13 protein-coding genes are annotated in these 17,057 nt (G+C 60.6%); 6 read left to right on the forward strand and 7 right to left on the reverse strand.

What is annotated here, in order from left to right; all coding sequences use genetic code 11:
• Nucleotides 1-68 precede the first annotated feature (68 nt).
• Nucleotides 69-3,158 (reverse strand): NACHT domain-containing protein, encoded by a 3,090-nt coding sequence (locus A6A03_RS14680; RefSeq protein ID WP_066789806.1) that lies wholly within the window; start codon nt 3,156-3,158, stop codon nt 69-71.
• Nucleotides 3,159-3,528: 370 nt separating this feature from the next.
• Here A6A03_RS14680 and A6A03_RS14685 point away from each other — a divergent pair, with 370 nt between their 5' ends.
• From A6A03_RS14685 to A6A03_RS14710, 6 genes are all read left to right on the forward strand, one after another.
• Complete coding sequence (locus A6A03_RS14685; protein WP_066789807.1) at nt 3,529-4,512, forward strand: patatin-like phospholipase family protein; 984 nt, start codon at nt 3,529-3,531, stop codon at nt 4,510-4,512.
• A 598-nt stretch (nt 4,513-5,110) separates the two neighbouring features.
• Nucleotides 5,111-6,655, forward strand: coding sequence for a glycosyltransferase family protein (locus tag A6A03_RS14690; protein ID WP_172812319.1), 1,545 nt, complete (start codon nt 5,111-5,113; stop codon nt 6,653-6,655).
• Between the two features lie 915 nt (nt 6,656-7,570).
• Nucleotides 7,571-9,091 (forward strand): MDR family MFS transporter, encoded by a 1,521-nt coding sequence (locus tag A6A03_RS14695; RefSeq protein WP_066789809.1) that lies wholly within the window; start codon nt 7,571-7,573, stop codon nt 9,089-9,091.
• A gap of 131 nt (nt 9,092-9,222) precedes the next feature.
• On the forward strand, nt 9,223-10,395 hold the full coding sequence (gene galK, locus A6A03_RS14700; protein WP_066789810.1) for a galactokinase: 1,173 nt from the start codon (nt 9,223-9,225) through the stop codon (nt 10,393-10,395).
• Nucleotides 10,396-10,398: 3 nt separating this feature from the next.
• Complete coding sequence (locus tag A6A03_RS14705; RefSeq protein ID WP_066789811.1) at nt 10,399-11,349, forward strand: alpha/beta fold hydrolase; 951 nt, start codon at nt 10,399-10,401, stop codon at nt 11,347-11,349.
• A gap of 137 nt (nt 11,350-11,486) precedes the next feature.
• A complete protein-coding gene (locus A6A03_RS14710) occupies nt 11,487-11,705 on the forward strand; it encodes a hypothetical protein (RefSeq protein WP_066789812.1) in 219 nt (72 codons plus the stop codon).
• Between the two features lie 220 nt (nt 11,706-11,925).
• Here the strand turns inward: A6A03_RS14710 and A6A03_RS14715 are convergent, their stop codons facing one another.
• The 6 genes from A6A03_RS14715 to A6A03_RS14740 all read right to left on the reverse strand — a co-directional run bounded on the left by A6A03_RS14715 (nt 11,926) and on the right by A6A03_RS14740 (nt 17,054).
• Nucleotides 11,926-12,594 (reverse strand): response regulator transcription factor, encoded by a 669-nt coding sequence (locus tag A6A03_RS14715; protein WP_066789813.1) that lies wholly within the window; start codon nt 12,592-12,594, stop codon nt 11,926-11,928.
• 44 nt (nt 12,595-12,638) lie between these two features.
• The gene (locus A6A03_RS14720) at nt 12,639-13,439 is read right to left on the reverse strand and encodes a DUF4230 domain-containing protein (protein WP_066789815.1); all 801 of its coding nucleotides are present in this window, start codon (nt 13,437-13,439) and stop codon (nt 12,639-12,641) included.
• 143 nt (nt 13,440-13,582) lie between these two features.
• Complete coding sequence (gene ubiE, locus A6A03_RS14725; protein ID WP_066789817.1) at nt 13,583-14,323, reverse strand: bifunctional demethylmenaquinone methyltransferase/2-methoxy-6-polyprenyl-1,4-benzoquinol methylase UbiE; 741 nt, start codon at nt 14,321-14,323, stop codon at nt 13,583-13,585.
• 90 nt (nt 14,324-14,413) lie between these two features.
• Entirely contained in the window at nt 14,414-15,349 is a 936-nt protein-coding gene (locus tag A6A03_RS14730) for an asparaginase (RefSeq protein ID WP_066789818.1), read from the reverse strand.
• Nucleotides 15,334-16,098, reverse strand: a complete 765-nt coding sequence (locus A6A03_RS14735) for a class I SAM-dependent DNA methyltransferase (RefSeq protein ID WP_066789820.1) — start codon at nt 16,096-16,098, stop codon at nt 15,334-15,336. The genes A6A03_RS14730 and A6A03_RS14735 overlap by 16 nt, the downstream gene beginning before the upstream one ends.
• Nucleotides 16,095-17,054, reverse strand: coding sequence for a lysylphosphatidylglycerol synthase transmembrane domain-containing protein (locus A6A03_RS14740; RefSeq protein WP_066789822.1), 960 nt, complete (start codon nt 17,052-17,054; stop codon nt 16,095-16,097). Before A6A03_RS14740 ends, A6A03_RS14735 begins: the two co-directional genes overlap by 4 nt.
• Nucleotides 17,055-17,057: the final 3 nt, after the last annotated feature.

Genomic DNA, 17,057 nt, shown 5'->3' on the forward strand with positions numbered 1-17,057 from the left:
CCCCAGCCCCACCGCCCTGACCAAATATTCTTTACACAAGATCAAAAAGTCACAAGGTCAAAAAGACATTAAGAATTAACAGAGAACAAACGGGCGAGCCGAAAACCCCTAGCGACGCCGGCGTCGATGCCGGGGCTGGAGTCGCCGCGAGACGCGCAGCGACCGAACGCGCGATCATTGTAAAATGATCCGCCACGAAGAATCATAGGTATGTTCGTAGGAGTGTCAAACGTTTTTGCGGACAGATCAGACAGCGGGTACCGCTGATACGGCGTGCTGCACCATTCCCATACGTTGCCGGACACCTCTTCGGCGCCGCAGGCGGCGGCGCCGTGGGGGAAGATGCCCACTGCCGAGGTGCCGCCGATGTCGCTTTCCTTGGTGTTGGCGGCAATGCTGGATCGGATCGTCGCGCCGATTTCTGCCCTAAACGCATCACCCCACGGGTATTCGCGCCGGCCGGCGCGCGGCTGGTCGGGCGGGATGCGCACCGGGTAGGCGGCGGCCCGTTCCCATTCCGGTTCGGTGGGCAGCCGGATGGCCTCGCCATCGGCCAGCAGGCCAAGCGCGCGCAGCCATGCCTCGGCCCACCACGCAAATGCGGTCGCTTCGTACCACGTAATCGCCACCACCGGATGGTTGCCTTCGCCGGGCCGGTAGCTGGCTCCCGGCCAATGGCGCGGCCGCCGGATGTCATTAATCGAAAATCGATCGTCGTCTACCAGATGACGCTGGCGGAGCCAGCGCTTCCACCAAGATTCTTTTACCTCGCGCGTCAATCCGGCCAGCCTCTGCCGCAACTCCGCCGCCGCCGCCACCGCCGCCTCGGCTTCGTCGTTGCGCAAGGGCCGGCCATGCGGCCCGGCCCGGCGCAACCCAGCCGTATCACCATCCCATGCGGTCAGGAACAGGCGGTATTGGCGGTTGGTGACCGGGAAACGGGCCAGCGCGTAGGGCCGCTCGATGGTACAGATAAACTGATTGTTATCATCACCCATACTAAACGGCCCCGGCTCAATCCGCGCCGCCCAATACTCCGGCCTCGTCAAATCGAGGCTCAGCCGCTCGTCGCTGCCGAGGCGGTCGAGCAAAGTGGCGGCGCGGTTGCGCTGGCGTGGGTCGGGCAGGGCCTGCACCGGCCATGCCTCGGTCAGACCGGCGATGGCCGGTAATTGCATGCATATTTGCTCCCGCACCGCATTCAACTCCGGCACTGCGCGGGCATTGGCCTCATCGAGCGCCTCGGCGGCTAACAATGTCGCGTTGCCCTCACCGGTTCGGATGAGCTGTTCCAGCATGCGCCAAGCATCGGCGACGCTGCCGCTAGTGGCGCTATGGCCGATCGCCAGCAAGATCGCTTCGCGCCAGCGCGCTTCGCGCCAGCGCCCGATCAGCTCCTTGGTGCATTCCTGCTCGACGAAGTCGCGTGCGGCGAGGTATTCTTGCAGGGTGAAGTGGCTGAAGCTGAAGCGGTCGTCGTCACGGGCTTGGATCAGGCCGCTGTGCAGGGCCAGTTGGCCGAAAAGCTGTTTCAGATAGTCCTTGCGCCGATCCTCTGACCAATTGGGGTAGTGCTCGCGATAGAACGGCAGCAACTCGCTGTAAACCTGCGCGAGCGCGATCTCGCGCTGCTCGGCTTCCAGCATGCGCCGCGCCAGATGTTGCAAGCGGCGGCGGATGGTATCGTCACTCTCATCGTACAACCGCTCCTCCGCTCCCAGCTCACGGTTGCGGTTCAGTTGGGAGGCGCGCCATGCATCGAGCGTCAATTTCAGCAACCGCTCGTAGACTTTGGCCCGCTCAACCGGCAGCGGTTCGCGACCCTCGACCAAGATCGCCATGCTCGCCAACAACAGCGGGTTAGTGGCCATGTCGAACAGGCGCGGGTTGGCTCGCAGATTAGCATACAATTCCTTAGCCTCGCGAACCACCTCGCCATCATCGGCGCGGCGCTCGTGCGGGTCACGGCGCAAAGCGCGGAAGTATTGGTTTAGGAAGCGGCGGATGTCATTAGCATCGAGCGGGCGCAGGTGGCTGGTTTGAAAACCGTGCAGCCGCTCAAGGCCGGCAAACGGGCGGCTAGCGACCAGCAGCCGGTTCTGCGCGCCGTAACGGTGGGCCAGCACATTGACCAGATCAATCACAAACCGGCGCCGCTGGGCATCGCCAGTCTCATCGAGACCATCGAGCATGATCAAACAATTGCCCCGCTCGATCCAGCCGTTGACCAGCTCGGCCCGGAGTTTATATTTTTGCGCTAGATGTTCGGCCAGCGCGTCACGCAACCGATCGGCGGTGACGCCGGCCTCCTTCTTGCGTTCAACCAGCGGAAGCAGTTCGGTCAGGCGGGCATAGATCGGCAACGGCGGACGGCCGGTGAAGAGCTGCAGCTCACGCCGCCAACGGCGCCAGTCACCCCGGCGCAAGGATCGGGCCAAAATCAATGCGCCGAAGTGCAGGGTGGTGGTCTTGCCGCTGCCGGCCTGCCCGATCAAGACGAGAGTGCGGGTGAAGCGGGCAGGGTCGATCTGGCGCTGCCGAAACATGGCACCGAGGATACGCCCCTGCCAGCGACGAAATAGCCGCCGCCACCATGCATCCATTGCACGCCTATACACATCCGGCTCGCTCAGCAGGGTAAACACCGGCAGATCGCTCTGCACCTCCTTGTAGGCCTTTCGGCGCGCCTCCGCTTCGGCGGCGGGATCAAACTCGCCGAACTGGAAGCGGTAAAATTGCGCCGCCTGCGTCGTTTCGACCACAGCCAACGGCACATAGACCTCTTCAAGGCTCAGCTCGCGCTGCTCTCTGCCGAGGGCCGGAATCTTCGGCAGCCGCTCCATCTCACGTTCCAGCGCAGCAAGGTAGTTGCGGCGGAGTTTGCTTTCACCAGCGGGCAGCCGATCGGCAAACCAATCATCGATCCACTGCAACGCGCGCCGGCCCCACGGCGCCAGCACGGCCCCCAACACCAGCAGCGCCGCCGCCAGCGCCGCTTGCCACCATTGGCCCTGCGCCAGCAACTGGCGCAGCTTCTCATTCCACGGCAGATCGGCCAACAGTAGATCGAGCAGGGCCGGATACTGCACCACCAACGACGCCGCCAACCCAACCGCCGTCGCCACAAGGAGGAAAAGCACGATGCGTCTGGCTGCCATAGCACTACTGCGATGCTGCAACGAAAACGATGGTACAGATGTTGTCAATATTGTAGCAGAACATGGCCGCCCGCGCATCCCAATGGTTGCACGTTCGTCATCCCCGTCACGACGTACGGCCATGCGTCGCCCAACCAAATGCCACCCCGAATGGCATACCGGGTGCGTTGGTGGGCGGCGGGAACGACATTGCTGGTGGTTATGCGGGAATGGGCGAACGTTGTATTCATGCAATGCGATGACGGTATTGCCGGAGACGCACGGCCGTTCGTTGGTACAGGATGCGATGCGATCACGGTATTGCAGGAGACGCACATCCGTGCATCTCTACCGGATCACAAACCGTTCCCGGCATTGTATAATTGATGGCATGAACAACAAAACCACATGGCTCAACCGAATCCGCGCGCGATTGCAACGGCCGGCGGCCCCGCCGGAAGAACGGCGGCTGGGGTTGGCGCTTAGCGGCGGCGGCGGCAAGGGAGCCGCTCATATCGGTGTCTTGCAGGTGATGCAAGAACTGGAGATACCGATTGATGTGATTGTCGGCACATCGGCGGGAGGAGCGGTAGCGGTGCTCTACGCCGCTGGGTTTGATTTGGCCGCCATTCAAGAGGTGTTTCGCCAGAGTGCGCTGCGCCGGATTGCGACGCCTGATCCGACCGGCACCGGCATCATTGGCCAGCGCCGGCGCGAAGAGTTGCTGCGCCGTTTGCTCGGTGATCGCACCTTTGCCGATCTACGCATTCCTTGCGCTGTCGTGGCGACCGATTTGGTCAGCGGCGAGCTGGTAGTGTTGCGTGAAGGGCCGGTGGTGCCGGCATTGCTGGCGACCACCGCGCTACCGGCGCTCTTCCCGCCAGTGCCTTACGGCGACATGTTGCTGGCCGATGGCGGCATTCTGAACAATCTGCCGGTTGATGTCGCCTACGAAATGGGGGCGCAGCGGGTGATCGCGGTCGATCTGCGCGACGCTAACGCCGATTTCTCGCTCCAACCCGAAGAGAACGATAACCTGTTCGCTCGCCTGATGTTCGCGCCCAAGCAATTCGCCGTCGCTCAGCGCGCGTTGAGTTTGCTGATGGCGGAGGCGACGGAACTGCGTTTGCAGCAGTATCCGCCCGATCTCCTCATCCAGCCTGATGTGAGCGGCATTGCAACCCTTGACTTGACGACGCCGGAGAAGGGGTTTGCCATCGGGGCGGCAGCCGCCCGCGAGCTGGCTGGTGAGTTGATCGATTTGCGTTTGTGGCGTAAAGGCACCCAGTTGGCCGCCCAACCCCAACCGGCCCGCCCGCCGCGCCCGCCTGCGCTGCCGGCGTACCGCCGCGTGACCACCCCGGTGACGCCGTGATATGGATGCCCCCACCCCTTGCCCCTCCCCCGCTGGGGGAGGGGTGTCTGGCTCCTCCCCCCAGCGGGGGGAGGCTGGGAGGGGGGCTAAAGAAGGCGCGAAGGACGCAGCGGGCGCAAAGGTTTTTAGGGAATAGCCACAAAGAGACACAAAAGACGCAAATGTACCTCTTGTTGGTGCCTTTTGGGTGTTTTCGTGGCGCTTGGATGCCCCCACCCCCTGCCCCTCCCCCGCCGGGGGAGAGGAGGTCGCTCAGGCATGGAATGCGCTGAAGGAGGAGATTGCTTCGGGCGCGGCGCGCCCTCGCAATGACAGGATGCCGCGCCCCCTCCGCGCCCGCTGCGTGCTCTGCGGTAAACCTCGTACCCTCACCCCCAGCCCCTCTCCCGCGTTGCTTGAGGAGCGCTGCTGTGTTCCGCTCCCCGCTTGTCATTGCGAGCCGAGCGGTAGGGGCAGAGCCGTGCTCTGCCCGCCGCGCGACGAAGCAATCTCTCGCGAGGACGGAATTCTATCACTCGTAGCGTGGAAAACTTGCCATACAACACCCATTATTGTACGTCGTGTCGTGGCTGTTTCTCAGCTTAGGATATAATTCACGGTGAATACTTTTGCGCCTTGGCTCTTCCTACCCTATTGCGGACGTTTTATGACAACTTATCGCCGTTTCGTTCACATTATTCTTATCGGCTGTACGAGTATTGCAGTAATACTTTTCCTCTTTGTCGCGCTATCCCGGATACAATATCCCTTCGCTATCGAATGGCTAGAAGGGAATACGTTCTTGCATGTCTTGAGGGTGTTGCAAGGGCAACCACTCTACGTCGCGCCCAGCTATGATTTCATCCCGCTGATATATACGCCGCTGTACTACTACCTGTCAGCTCCAGTGGCAATCGCGACCGGCAACATCATGGTTGCGATGCGTGTCGTGTCGTTGTTGGCGACATTAGTAGCATTTGTAGCCCTCTATGCCATCGCTCGCGCCTATGGCGCATCAGCCATTGCCAGTCTGCTTGCTGTAGGGTTATTCGCCGCAGCATACCCGATTACCGGTTTTTGGTTCGATACCGCCAAAAGCGATACGTTGTCGGTAGCGTTGCTCTTGGCAGCCATTGCGCTTGTCGTTTCGTTATCACAAGAGCGCCTTGGGATCGTTGGATTAGCATCAATTTTGCTTTGCTTTGCATTTGCGGCCAAACAGCATGCAATCCTTTTCACACCGTTTTTCGTTTTTCATTTGTTACTGCAACGTTGGTATCGCATGGCGGCAATCTTCATCATAAGCGTCATGCTTCTGTTCATTGGCTTTGTTGGCGCATCGAATTGGCTAAGTGAGGGGTGGTTTTGGTTTTACATCTTTACCGTACCTTCCGCTGCGCCTTGGCTGATTGACCAACTCGACGATATCTTGGGGCAATTGTGGGCTGATTATTGGCCGCTTCTGGTCATGCTGGGGTTAGCGCTGGCATGGAGGATACGCAGCCGATCTTGGCAGTTCTCGTCTCGCCAGCTTTCGTTCATCAGCCTTGTCGCTATACTGGCCGGGGTCAGTCTGTGGTCGGTGATCAAGTTATATGCCTATCTTAACCACCTGATCTTTATAGCAGCCGGTTTGGCGCTGCTTGGCGCAAAGGTGAGCGATGATGTCCTATTGCACGATGAGCCGGTATCGTGGGGGCAACGGTTGATACATACAGGCGCGATTGGATTGGTTGTCATCCAGTTTGCCGTCTTGGGTTACGATCCGCGATCGCAGATCCCTGCCCCAGAATGGGTCGATGAAGGCTATGCGTTGGTGGAAGAATTACGCACCGTTCCGGAGCCGATCTTCGTGCCGGTTGCGCCATATCTGTTGGCGATGGCTGGCCGGACGACCCATTTTCACGGTTCATCGCTTGGTGATCTGAATGTGCTGGTACAGCAAGAGCCAGAGGCGAAAGCTGTCTATCAACCGTATATCGATCAGATTAATGCAGCCATCCGCGCGACGCGCACCGCGGTGTTGCCTAATGCGCGTTGGTTTGATACAACCTTCAACGCAGAGCGCGGGTATGTTTGTACGCCATTGAATGATGGACGCCCGCTCTTGCCGCCACTGGTAGGGGTGGATTTGCATTTGACGCGCCTGTGCGTGAGAGAGTAGGCGTAGAGGGAGCCAAGATAGTCAACGCTAAACCGCAAAGTAAGCAAAGGGCGCCAAGATTCGTAACGCCAAGGCGCAGAGAGCGCAAAGAGCGCAGAGGGTTTTGGATGCCCTCACCCCCAGCCCCTCTCCCGCAACGCGGGAGAGGGTCGGACAGAACCTGTAAGTTGATCACAACTGTCGATCGCTGTGCGATGCCGTAAAGCCCCGTGCTGCGCTCCCGCTTACCCCTCCCCCGCTGGGGGAGGGGCAAGGGGTGGGGGCATCAGCCCGCGCAGCGGGCTTCGTAACCCTAGCCCGGCCCTTTAGAGCCAGAGTCAGGAGACAGCCACGAAGAGACACAACAGGCGCAAAAAAGCGCAAAGCGAGCAAAGGCGCAGAGATTGTTAACGCAAAGGCGCTGTAGAGCCGGACGGCTGTCCGGCTCCGCAGCGGACGCAAAGGGTTTTGGATGCCCTCACCCCCAGCCCCTCTCCCGCAACGCGGGAGAGGGGCGCTGCTGCGTTCCGCTCCCCACGTGCCATTGCGAACCGAGCGGTGATGGATGCCCCCACCCCCAACCCCTCCCCCGCTGGGGGAGGGGAGGTCGCTCAGGCATGGAATGCGCTGACGGAGGAGATTGCTTCGGGCGCGGCGCGCCCTCGTAATGACATCATTCCTCACTGCGTCCTCTGTGGTAAAAAATACCCACCCTCTGCCCCTCCCCCGCTGGGGGAGGGGTGTCGGGCTCCTCCCCCCAGCGGGGGGAGGCTGGGAGGGGGGCAGTCTATTGTTTGCGCCGTTTGCGCGTTTTTGTGGCTATTCCCATTGCAACGCATTCGCTTATCCCCCTTGCGCTGATGGCGATTTTGCGGTATCGTTGAACAAAGCAATATTTGATCAAGCATTATTTTACGTCAACCCAAGGAGCACCGTGTGAGTCGCCAGCGCACCGTCTTGATCACGCTCGGCGTGATGATGAGCATGTTTATGGCCTCGATGGAGTCGACCGTTATTGCGACGGCGATGCCGAGCATTGTGCGCGATCTCGGCGATATCGAGAGCTTTAGCTGGGTGTTTGCGATCTATATGCTGACCAGCACCACTGCCGGGCCGATCTTTGGCCGGTTGTCGGATCTGTTTGGCCGGCGACCGGTCTATATGGCGGCGATTGCGATCTTTAGCCTTGGCTCGCTGTGGTGCGGCTTGGCGACGACGATGCCGGCGTTGATCGCGGCGCGGGCGTTGCAGGGGTTGGGAGCGGGCGGTTTGCTGCCGCTGGCGTTTATCATTGTTGGCGATATTTTTACGCTCGATCAACGGGCCAAGGTGCAAGGTCTCTTTGCTGGGGTGTGGGGCATTAGTTCGGTGATTGGGCCATTGATCGGCGGGTTTTTGGTCGATCAGATCTCGTGGCATTGGGTGTTCTGGGTCAATCTGCCGCCGGCAGCGATCGCGGCGGCGCTGGTGTGGGCAGCGTGGCGCGGCGTGACGCCAGCCGCCGGCGAGCGTCCACCGATCGATTACGCTGGCGCGGCGTTGCTGAGTGTAGGGGTCGTGTTGCTCTTGCTCGGCCTTGAGGCGCCGGCTTCGCTGGCCGGGATGGCGATGCTGAGCGCAGCGATCGCTACGCTCGCTTTGCTGGTCGTGGTCGAGCTGCGTGCGCCGGCGCCGATCTTGCCGGTGCGGTTGTTGCGTGACCGGATGTTTGCCGTCGCCTGCGCGCACGGCATTCTGGCTGGCGGGGTTTTGTTCGGCAGTATGAATTATGTGCCGCTATTTGTGCAGGGCGTGTTGGGGGCGAGCGCCACGGAAGCCGGTACGACCTTGACGCCGATGATGCTGGGGTGGGTCTTTACCAGCGTGATCGGCGGCAGGCTGTTGTTGCGGTATAGCTATCGCACGCTCACCATCGGCGGGATGGCGATCTTTGTGGTTGGCGCGTTCATGATGGCCCGCATCCGGCCCGATATGAGCCGGTTGGAACTGGCGATTGCGTTGGGACTGATGGGGATCGGGATGGGCGCGAGCATTCCTTCGTTCCTGATTGCGGTGCAGAGTACGGTGGCGCGCAATGTGTTGGGGGCGGCGACGGCTAGTTTGCAGTTTTCGCGCACGATTGGCGGTACGATCGGCGTGGCCGCGCTCGGCACGTTGTTGACGAGCCGGTTAACGGCGGAATTGGCGGCGCGCGGCTTGCAACCCGACGCTATTCCCGTCGATGCACTGATCGGCGAGGGGGCCAACGCAGTGACGTTATCCGGCGAGCCGCGCCTCGCGCTGGCTGCCGCGCTGGCCGCCGTCTTCACGGCGCCGTTGATCTTCGCGCTGGCCGCGCTGGCCGTGACCTTCCTTGCCCCGGCGCATAGCCCCGACGATCTGCGCCGGCAGCGCGCGCGCAATGATGAGGTCAGAGCAACTCCGCAGCATGCCGTGTTGACAGGCGCCAATGAATAACGTACAGCCACGCGGCGGTGCGGCTCTTACCTATGCTGACAAAACGAAGCGTTTTGCATATCATTGACAGCACGGCGCCAAAAGGTGCTATACTCCGCAGCAGGCATTGACGCCGCTGAGGAGTAATCGCTATGTTTGAATTGTCTACCCTCTACGCCGCGTTTGAGCGGTATTTCGGCCATCCTCCTACTCGCATCGCCCGCGCCCCCGGCCGGGTGAATCTGATCGGTGAGCATACCGACTACAACGACGGCTTCGTCTTTCCGATGGCGCTCGATCGGGCGACCTACGTGGCTGCGCGCCCGCGCTCTGATCGAATCGTGCGTGTGTTTAGCGTTAAATTCCGTGAAGAGGATCAGTTTGACCTCGACCAGATCGTGCGTGACGATCAACGCCAGTGGGTCAATTACATTCGCGGCGTGGCCAAAGGCTTGCTGGCCCGCGATTTACCGTTGCGCGGGGCCGATCTCTTGATCGATAGCGATGTGCCTGCCGGTAGCGGTCTCTCATCGTCGGCGGCGCTGGAGGTAGCGGTTGGGTACACGTTCCAACTGCTCAACAATATCAATCTGCTCGGCGAAGAGTTGGCGCTGCTGGCCCAAGGCGCTGAGCATTCGTTCGTCGGGGTGAAGTGCGGGATTATGGATCAGTTGATCGCTGCGTTGGGTGAAGCCGGCCATGCGCTGTTGATCGATTGCCGTGACCTGAGCTACCGTCCGGTGCCGATCCCGGCCAGTGTGCGGGTGGTGGTCTGCGATAGCGGCGTGCGCCACCGGCTAGCCGGTTCGGAGTACAACCAGCGCCGGGCCGGGTGCGAAGAGGCGGTGCGCTTGCTGAAGCCGGCGTTGGGCAAGATCCAAGCCCTGCGCGACGTGCGCTTGACCGATCTAGCCGAGCATGGCCATCTATTGCCACCTGACCTGCTGCCGCTCGCGCGCCATGTCGTCAGTGAGAATGAGCGCACACTCGCCGCCGCCGATGCCCTCGCCGCCGGTGATCTGGTCAAGATGGGCCAGTTGATGGTCGAGTCGCACCATAGTCTGCGTGACGATTACCGGGTCAGCGTACCCGAACTCGATACGCTGGTTGAGTTGGCGTTGGCTGCGCCGGGGTGTTACGGCAGCCGGATGACTGGCGGCGGCTTTGGCGGCAGTACGGTGTCGCTGGTCGAAGCCGATCGGGTGGATGAATTTGTCGCTGCAATGATCGCCGGCTACGCTATTCGCACCGGCCGCACCATGCAGCCGCTGGTCTGCACCGCCGGCGCCGGCGTCTCGTGTGTCTATGCCAGCGAAGAGGAGTGAACGATGCTCGGACAACTCTTCACCCCGCTTTCGACCGCAGCAGTACCGTTGATCTATGGCCTGAGCCATCGCGCGCTGCTGCGGTTAGGCGCGACCAGCCACGAACGGCGTTTGGCCGGGATTCGCGCCCATTACTATGCCATGCCGGCACGCGGTGAAGGCAACCTGCCGGTGCTGCTCTTGCACGGCATCGCCGACCGCGCCCAAACGTGGTCATTCGTAATGCCAAAGCTCACGACGATTGGCCCGGTCTACGCGCTCGATTTAGCCGGGTTTGGCTTGAGCGGCTTCCCGCCCGGCCAGCGCTATGCCACTATCGAACAGCAGACGGCGCTGGTGCAGGCGATGATCCGCGAGGTGATCGGGCGGCCAACCCTGATTGTAGGCAACTCGATGGGGGGGTGGATCGCGGTGCGAGTGGCGCTCGCCACGCCGGAACTGGTCGCCGGCATCGTCTTGCTGGCGCCGGGAGGGGCCATCTTGCGCGGGAGAGAGTCGTGGGAGCCGTTCCTGCACACGATTGAGCTGCCCGATGGGCGCACCGTGCGGAAAGTGTTGCGCCAGATGTATGGCCGCCCGCCCTTGCCGCTCTATTTTGCCGGCGAAGGGTTGCGTTCCATTTTCCGGCGCGACCCGGTGACGCAATTCGTCGCCGCGCTCGACGAACATGCGCTCTTGCGTCCGGAGGATCTGCGCGCGCTGCGAGTGCCGGTGGCGATGATCTGGGGTGAAGACGATTATTTCATTCCGCGCGAATCACGCGATTTCTTCTGCGCCAATCTGCCGCACGCGCGAGTCATATTCTTGCCCCGCTGCGGCCACATGCCGCAACAACAACGTCCGCGTGAAGTAGCGGCCTTCATTCGCGAGTTTGCCCGCGAATTAGCCGCAGCCTCAAACCCACAACGCACCAGCGGGCACGAGACGGCGACGCCAAACCGATCGGCCACCTGAGCATGCAACCAAACGCGGTATAATACCTGCTGTATACGCTCGTGCTGAGCACAATAACCACCGCACTAAAAGCGGTGGTTCTTTGTCTAAAACCTACCGTATCTGCCATATAATATCAGCACAAGGAGCTGCCAACGATGATCCTCTCTGGCATTCGCGAAGCCGTGCTGCTTGAAGTGCAGCGGATTGATATTCACGGCACCATCTTCTACGACGTCACGTTTCACCACGAAGGCGAAACCCAAGCGATCCGGGCTCGGATTGGGGCCGAGAGCGTCTACCCGCATCCACAGGCAGGCGATCCGGTGCGAGTGAGTTACATTATGGGGGTGGTCACGCAGATTGCGCCTCGCTAGACAACGAATGGGGGAACGAATGAACGAATGAGGGAGTGAAGGGTGGGGTTGCGGTTTGTTGGCGGGTGAGCGATTGATTACGGCGTGACGACGGCAATAACGCGAGGCCGCAGTGGGGGCCAACTAACGCTGTGGGTGATGGTCTACGGCGCGACGACGGCAATAACGCGAGGCCGCAGTGGGGATCGCCAACCGGCGCCGTGGGTGATGGCCAGAGGTGCTATGACCGTAACAACGCGAGACCGCAGTAGGGGTCGCCAACCAGCACGTTCGCTGATGGCCCGCCGGCAATTTGCTGGCAGAGCGCTTGCCATGTCGCTGCGAGCAACGGCAGATTGTGGATCTGCCCACGTCCCCACACTGACTGCAACAACTCTTCTGGGGTGAAGGTGCGGTAGGGGGATTCAGCCAAGACGCTGAGCAAGGTAAACGACGGCAGATCGAGGGTAAGCGGGCGGCCATAGTACGTAATAGTGCGTGCCGCTAGATCGAAAACAAAGGGGCCAAGCGTAAATGGCGGCGGCGCATAACGCTGCCGGCGCCGCAACTGCGCCCGCACCCGCGCCATCAGTTCATCGGCGCGAAACGGCCGGGTGACATAGTCATCAATACCCTGCGCGAATGCCGTCACAACCAGCCGGTCGTGCCGCGGCCCTAAAACGACCAGCGTACCGGGATATTGAGTACGTAGCGCATTGAGCAGATCGAGATGATCGCTGCCCGGCAGATCGATCAACGCGAGATCGATCTGCCGGTTCAGCGTGTCGAATAAGACGGCAGCGCCTCTCGCTATTTGAACGTAATATCCAGCGGACGTGAGCAGCGGCGATAGATATTCATCAATATATTCGCCCAGTCCGCCAATCAAGATACCATACGGAACGCTCATTCCCCAACGCCTCGATTTCAGAGACTAAATTGCTATTTCCATTGCTACGGTATAACTTTGCATTCTGCCGGTGGTGAGGTAATCACCTCAACCACGACGCCATCCATCAGACCCAAAAACTGGCGTAGCGCTAGCTCGGCATTGCGTGTTCCCTGTTCCATAATCCCGTCTTCACACGCCGCTTGCAGGATCTGCTGTTCGGCTGCTTGCCGCGCCATCGTTTCAAGGTTGGGGTTTTCAGGGGCAAAGAGACCGCGATCGCGGCTATAGACGCGCGTTTTGCTGTTGTCGAGCGTCGCACTCAAGACTTGCACCGGCGGTAGCCGCACGGTGATCTGTTTTCCATCAGGCGAAACTGTGACGGCGTCGGGCGTGAGCCGGCTAAGATCAACGCCAACCACCACGGTGCCATGGGCGATCAGCAAGAGGGCATCACCCGCTAACCAGTCACCGATAATCGGAATATTGCTCCCTTGGCGAATGTCGATCACCCGCTCGATCGTATATTTGCTAGTTTCCAGCCGGCTCAGTTGCTGAATCCGTTGCACCACCGCCGCGCCGCTGATGATCTGCGGGGTTGGCGTCTGCACAATCACTTGCGGGTTCGGCACTAACGAGCCAAGATCATTCAGCCGTTGCGACAGCCAAAACACGCCGAGCCCGCCTACCAGTACGAAGAGCAGAAAGATGATGAATGACGCCGGCCACCCGCCGCTCACCGATCGCGAACGGTAACGAACAGGGAGCGGTTCATCCCAGTCATCGTCAATCCACTCGCGCTGCCGGCGCAACCGCGACAACCGTTGCGCCCGGCGGCGGATATCATCATCATCGTCGTCGTACATCGGAAACCTCATGAGCGATTGTGTTGTTATCACACCGTTGCGAAAAAGATGTGGTACAGATTTAGCGATCGAGCCTCTCTCACAAGCACTGCCACCTTCTCAGTCAACGTTCGCAACGACCCTTCTCGCACCCCGTGTCGCTGCTACACTTTCGCGCCAACGTGAATAGCAACCGCACCCAACCCGTACAACCGGTAGAAGACGTGACGCCAACCGGCTTCCTCCATCATCGCCGCCAATCGATCGGGGGAAGGAAAGGCGCGCGCCGACTGGGGCAGATATGTATAAGCGCGCCGGTCGCCGCCGAGCAAGGCGCCGATCCACGGCACAATCTGCTCGAAGTAGACACGATGCCCCCAGCGGATGATGGGGTTGCGCGGGCGGGCGACTTCGAGGCAGGCCATCATCGCGCCGGGCCGGGCCACGCGGTACATTTCGCGCAACGCAGCGGGAATATCGGTCACGTTGCGTAACACGAAACCGGTGGTAATCGCGTCGAAGGTATTGTCAGGGAATGGCAGCCGGAGCGCATCACCGGCCACAAACGCTGCCCGGCCTGCCGCCGCCAATTCGGCAATTTTGGACTGGCCGGCCTGCATCATTGGCAGGGTAAAATCAACCCCGACGACGATGCCATCCCGCGTCCACGCGGCCAACTCCGGCAAGAAGTCGCCGGTGCCGGTGCCGACATCGAGCGCGCGGCCATTCACCGGCGGCGCGACATATTCAACCACTTTGCGCCGCCAACCTTGATCCAACCCAAAAGTCATCACCCGATTGACCCGATCGTAACCGCGGGCAATGCGGGCGAACATCTGCTCAACATAGGCCGCTTTTTCTTCCGGCGGCGGTAATACGTTGGTTGTTAATCGATCTGGGGCCATGGATTCCCTCGATAATTATTGTTTGGGAGCCGCACCGCTGTGCGGCGCTACGGGATGGACGTTCGTATTAAAACATACGGACGGGTGACATTATGCGGATGGGCGAAATAACGCGCGCAACTCAGCGGGCGAACGGGCCACGGCCAACGCAGCCATTAACTTCAACCGCGCTTTCACCCCGCTCAGATTGGGGGCGAAGATCACGCCCAATTTGCGCAAATCATGATACGCGCCGACGAAGCCAAATTCGTCACCCAACCCGCCGGCGCCGGCCCGGCTCGCCGCCACTACCGGAATCCGCCGTTGCACCGCTTCACCTAGCGCCGGCAGCCACCACGGCGGCACCCGCCCGCTCCCCAAGGTCTCAATTACGATCCCGGCCACGTTATCGGTAATGCTGTGGCGCAATTGCCGGTCATCAGCTCCCTGAGCGACCCGGATCAAATCAACCGGCTCAACCAAGCGCGGCGCGGCGATGTGTTGCCGCGCCAGCGGACGCCACCGTAGATGGGCATGGTCACCTTCCACCCGGCCTACTGCGCCCTCGGCAGCGGTAAACATGCCGGTTCCCTGACTAAAGTGCGATTGTACGACCGCTGCCGCATAAATGGTATCATCAACCACCACCAACGCGCCCAACCCGGATGCTGCCGGTGTCGCCGCAACGGTAATCGCCGCCTGCAGGCCATTAGTCGCAGTAGCGCCGCTGGCATTCAGGCGCGGCAGACTAGTGACTGCCAATGGTGGGCCATCAGGCAAGAGCAGATCGATCAAATAGGCCGTCTCTTCGAGCGTATCACTACCGGAAGCAACCACGATCCCGTCATACATGTCGCGCAGCGTGTTGATCCGCTGCACCAACGCCAAGACCTGCTGCGGCGTCAGATGGCTACCGGGTAAATTCGTGAATTCTTCAATAGTCACGATCAAATCAGAACGCAACGCCAATGGCTGGTCGTCACGGCTGCCGAGCGCGCGCCGGACAACCAAAGCGCCACCGGTTGAGAGGATTAAAATCTTTGGCATAGCGGTTTTCGGGCAACCCAGCAGATGCGCTGAGTCATAGCGGTCGGCGGTTGAAAGGTAAAGCCATCATAACACCCTTCAATCATAAGTCCGGCAGTTTCGATCATCGTTGCCACCTGCACTGGCGGGTAGGCGCGCTCGATATGAATCTCGTCAAAACGCTCGTAACCGTCGTGATCATTGCCGATAAAACCGGTCAGCCACATGGTTGACGTATCGCTCACCGGGTCAAAATGGGTGCGTTCCACCTGTACATAGCCTGCCTGCTCGCTAAACGAGCATTGGCCCCAATCGACGGCCAAGAAGTGGCGCGTATTCATATCACCGACAAACAAGCCTCCCGGCGTCAAGACCTGCGCAATGCCACCCAAGCACGCAGCCAGATCGTTGGCGCTGATCAGGTAGTTGAGGCTATCATAGGTGCACGTGACCAGATCAAAGGCATTCACCGGCAGCAACCCGGCCACGTCACGCATATCACCCTGCCGCAACTCGACCGCTGTTGCAACATGCGCCAACTTCTGCGCCGCTTGTGCCAGCATCGCCGGCGAACGGTCAAGACCCGTCACCACCCAACCGCGTTCAGCCATGGTGGCGAGCAACGTGCCGGTGCCGCACGCGAGATCGAGCATCCGCCGTCCGGCAACGGGGTGGCGCTGCAAAATCTCTTCCAGATAGAGTGCGGTCAGCAGCGCAAACCGGATCTGGCCGCTCCCATCATACACCGCCGCATAACGATCGTACGTCATGAAGGTATTGTACCACTCCGCCCAAGGGGGAACCAGAGCGAGACGATGAAGCCAACGATGATATGCTCGACGTTGATCAGCAAGAAGAGCGCCGCCAGCGTTAGCGCCTGTTCTTGCGAATAGCCATACGCGGCCAGCGTTGCCACCAGCACGACATCGCGCACCCCGACGCCGCCGATCGAAATCGGCAACACTTGTAAGACTGAAATGAGCGCCGAGGAGCCAATCACCACCAATAATGGCACAGCATTCAGATCAAGTGCAAGGAAGAGCAACCACAACCGCAAGAAGGTAAAAAAGACCGACGCGATGGTTGCTGCGCTCACGGTGACAATGAGGCTTGGCGTGAAGGTCAGGCTATGCATTTGCTCGTTCCATTGATCGAGCCGGGAACGCAAACGCGGCGCAATCCGTGGCAACACGACGGTGAGCAGCCACGAGCGCGGCCCGCGTGCTGTGAGCAATACTGTGACCGTTACCAGCCCAATTCCCATCGCCACCACGATCGCCTGTTGCAACTCGCGGCTGGGCAACAGCCGCCCTAATGCAAAAACCCCGATCACCCCCAACGCCGACATGATGATCAGGTCGCACAGCCGATCCAGCACTACTGAAAGCAAGGCCGGCGCTGCTGGTTGGCCGCGATTGCGCAAGTAAACCGCCTTCAACAGATCGCCGGCCTGCCCCGGCGTCACCGCGCCGTAGAAAATGCCGACCATATACAGGGCGCAAGCCGTAGGCAGATCGAGCGAAAGGTTCATCGCGCGCAAAATCTGAATCCAGCGCCATGATTTGAGGATGACGAACGGGGGCAGCAGCGCCAGCGACCAGATGATCGGCCCAATCTCAGCCGATTGCAAAATCTCCCACAGCAGACCGAGATCGCTGGTAAGCAGAAAACCGATCAGCAGTGCCGGCCCAATCAGCCGGAGCAGCCACGAGAAGATGGGTCGCATGAA

The organism is Chloroflexus islandicus (assembly GCF_001650695.1).
GTDB lineage: Bacteria > Chloroflexota > Chloroflexia > Chloroflexales > Chloroflexaceae > Chloroflexus > Chloroflexus islandicus.

What these genes read in the sequence shown, in the direction of transcription:
- ubiE (WP_066789817.1), bottom strand. Translation starts at nt 14,323, where the DNA reads ATGGCCCCAGATCGATTAACAACCAACGTATTACCGCCGCCGGAAGAA.
- A6A03_RS14685 (WP_066789807.1), top strand. Translation starts at nt 3,529, where the DNA reads ATGAACAACAAAACCACATGGCTCAACCGAATCCGCGCGCGATTGCAA.
- A6A03_RS14720 (WP_066789815.1), bottom strand. Translation starts at nt 13,439, where the DNA reads ATGTACGACGACGATGATGATGATATCCGCCGCCGGGCGCAACGGTTG.
- A6A03_RS14740 (WP_066789822.1), bottom strand. Translation starts at nt 17,054, where the DNA reads ATGCGACCCATCTTCTCGTGGCTGCTCCGGCTGATTGGGCCGGCACTG.
- A6A03_RS14735 (WP_066789820.1), bottom strand. Translation starts at nt 16,098, where the DNA reads ATGACGTACGATCGTTATGCGGCGGTGTATGATGGGAGCGGCCAGATC.
- A6A03_RS14730 (WP_066789818.1), bottom strand. Translation starts at nt 15,349, where the DNA reads ATGCCAAAGATTTTAATCCTCTCAACCGGTGGCGCTTTGGTTGTCCGG.
- A6A03_RS14705 (WP_066789811.1), top strand. Translation starts at nt 10,399, where the DNA reads ATGCTCGGACAACTCTTCACCCCGCTTTCGACCGCAGCAGTACCGTTG.
- A6A03_RS14715 (WP_066789813.1), bottom strand. Translation starts at nt 12,594, where the DNA reads ATGAGCGTTCCGTATGGTATCTTGATTGGCGGACTGGGCGAATATATT.
- galK (WP_066789810.1), top strand. Translation starts at nt 9,223, where the DNA reads ATGTTTGAATTGTCTACCCTCTACGCCGCGTTTGAGCGGTATTTCGGC.
- A6A03_RS14680 (WP_066789806.1), bottom strand. Translation starts at nt 3,158, where the DNA reads ATGGCAGCCAGACGCATCGTGCTTTTCCTCCTTGTGGCGACGGCGGTT.
- A6A03_RS14710 (WP_066789812.1), top strand. Translation starts at nt 11,487, where the DNA reads ATGATCCTCTCTGGCATTCGCGAAGCCGTGCTGCTTGAAGTGCAGCGG.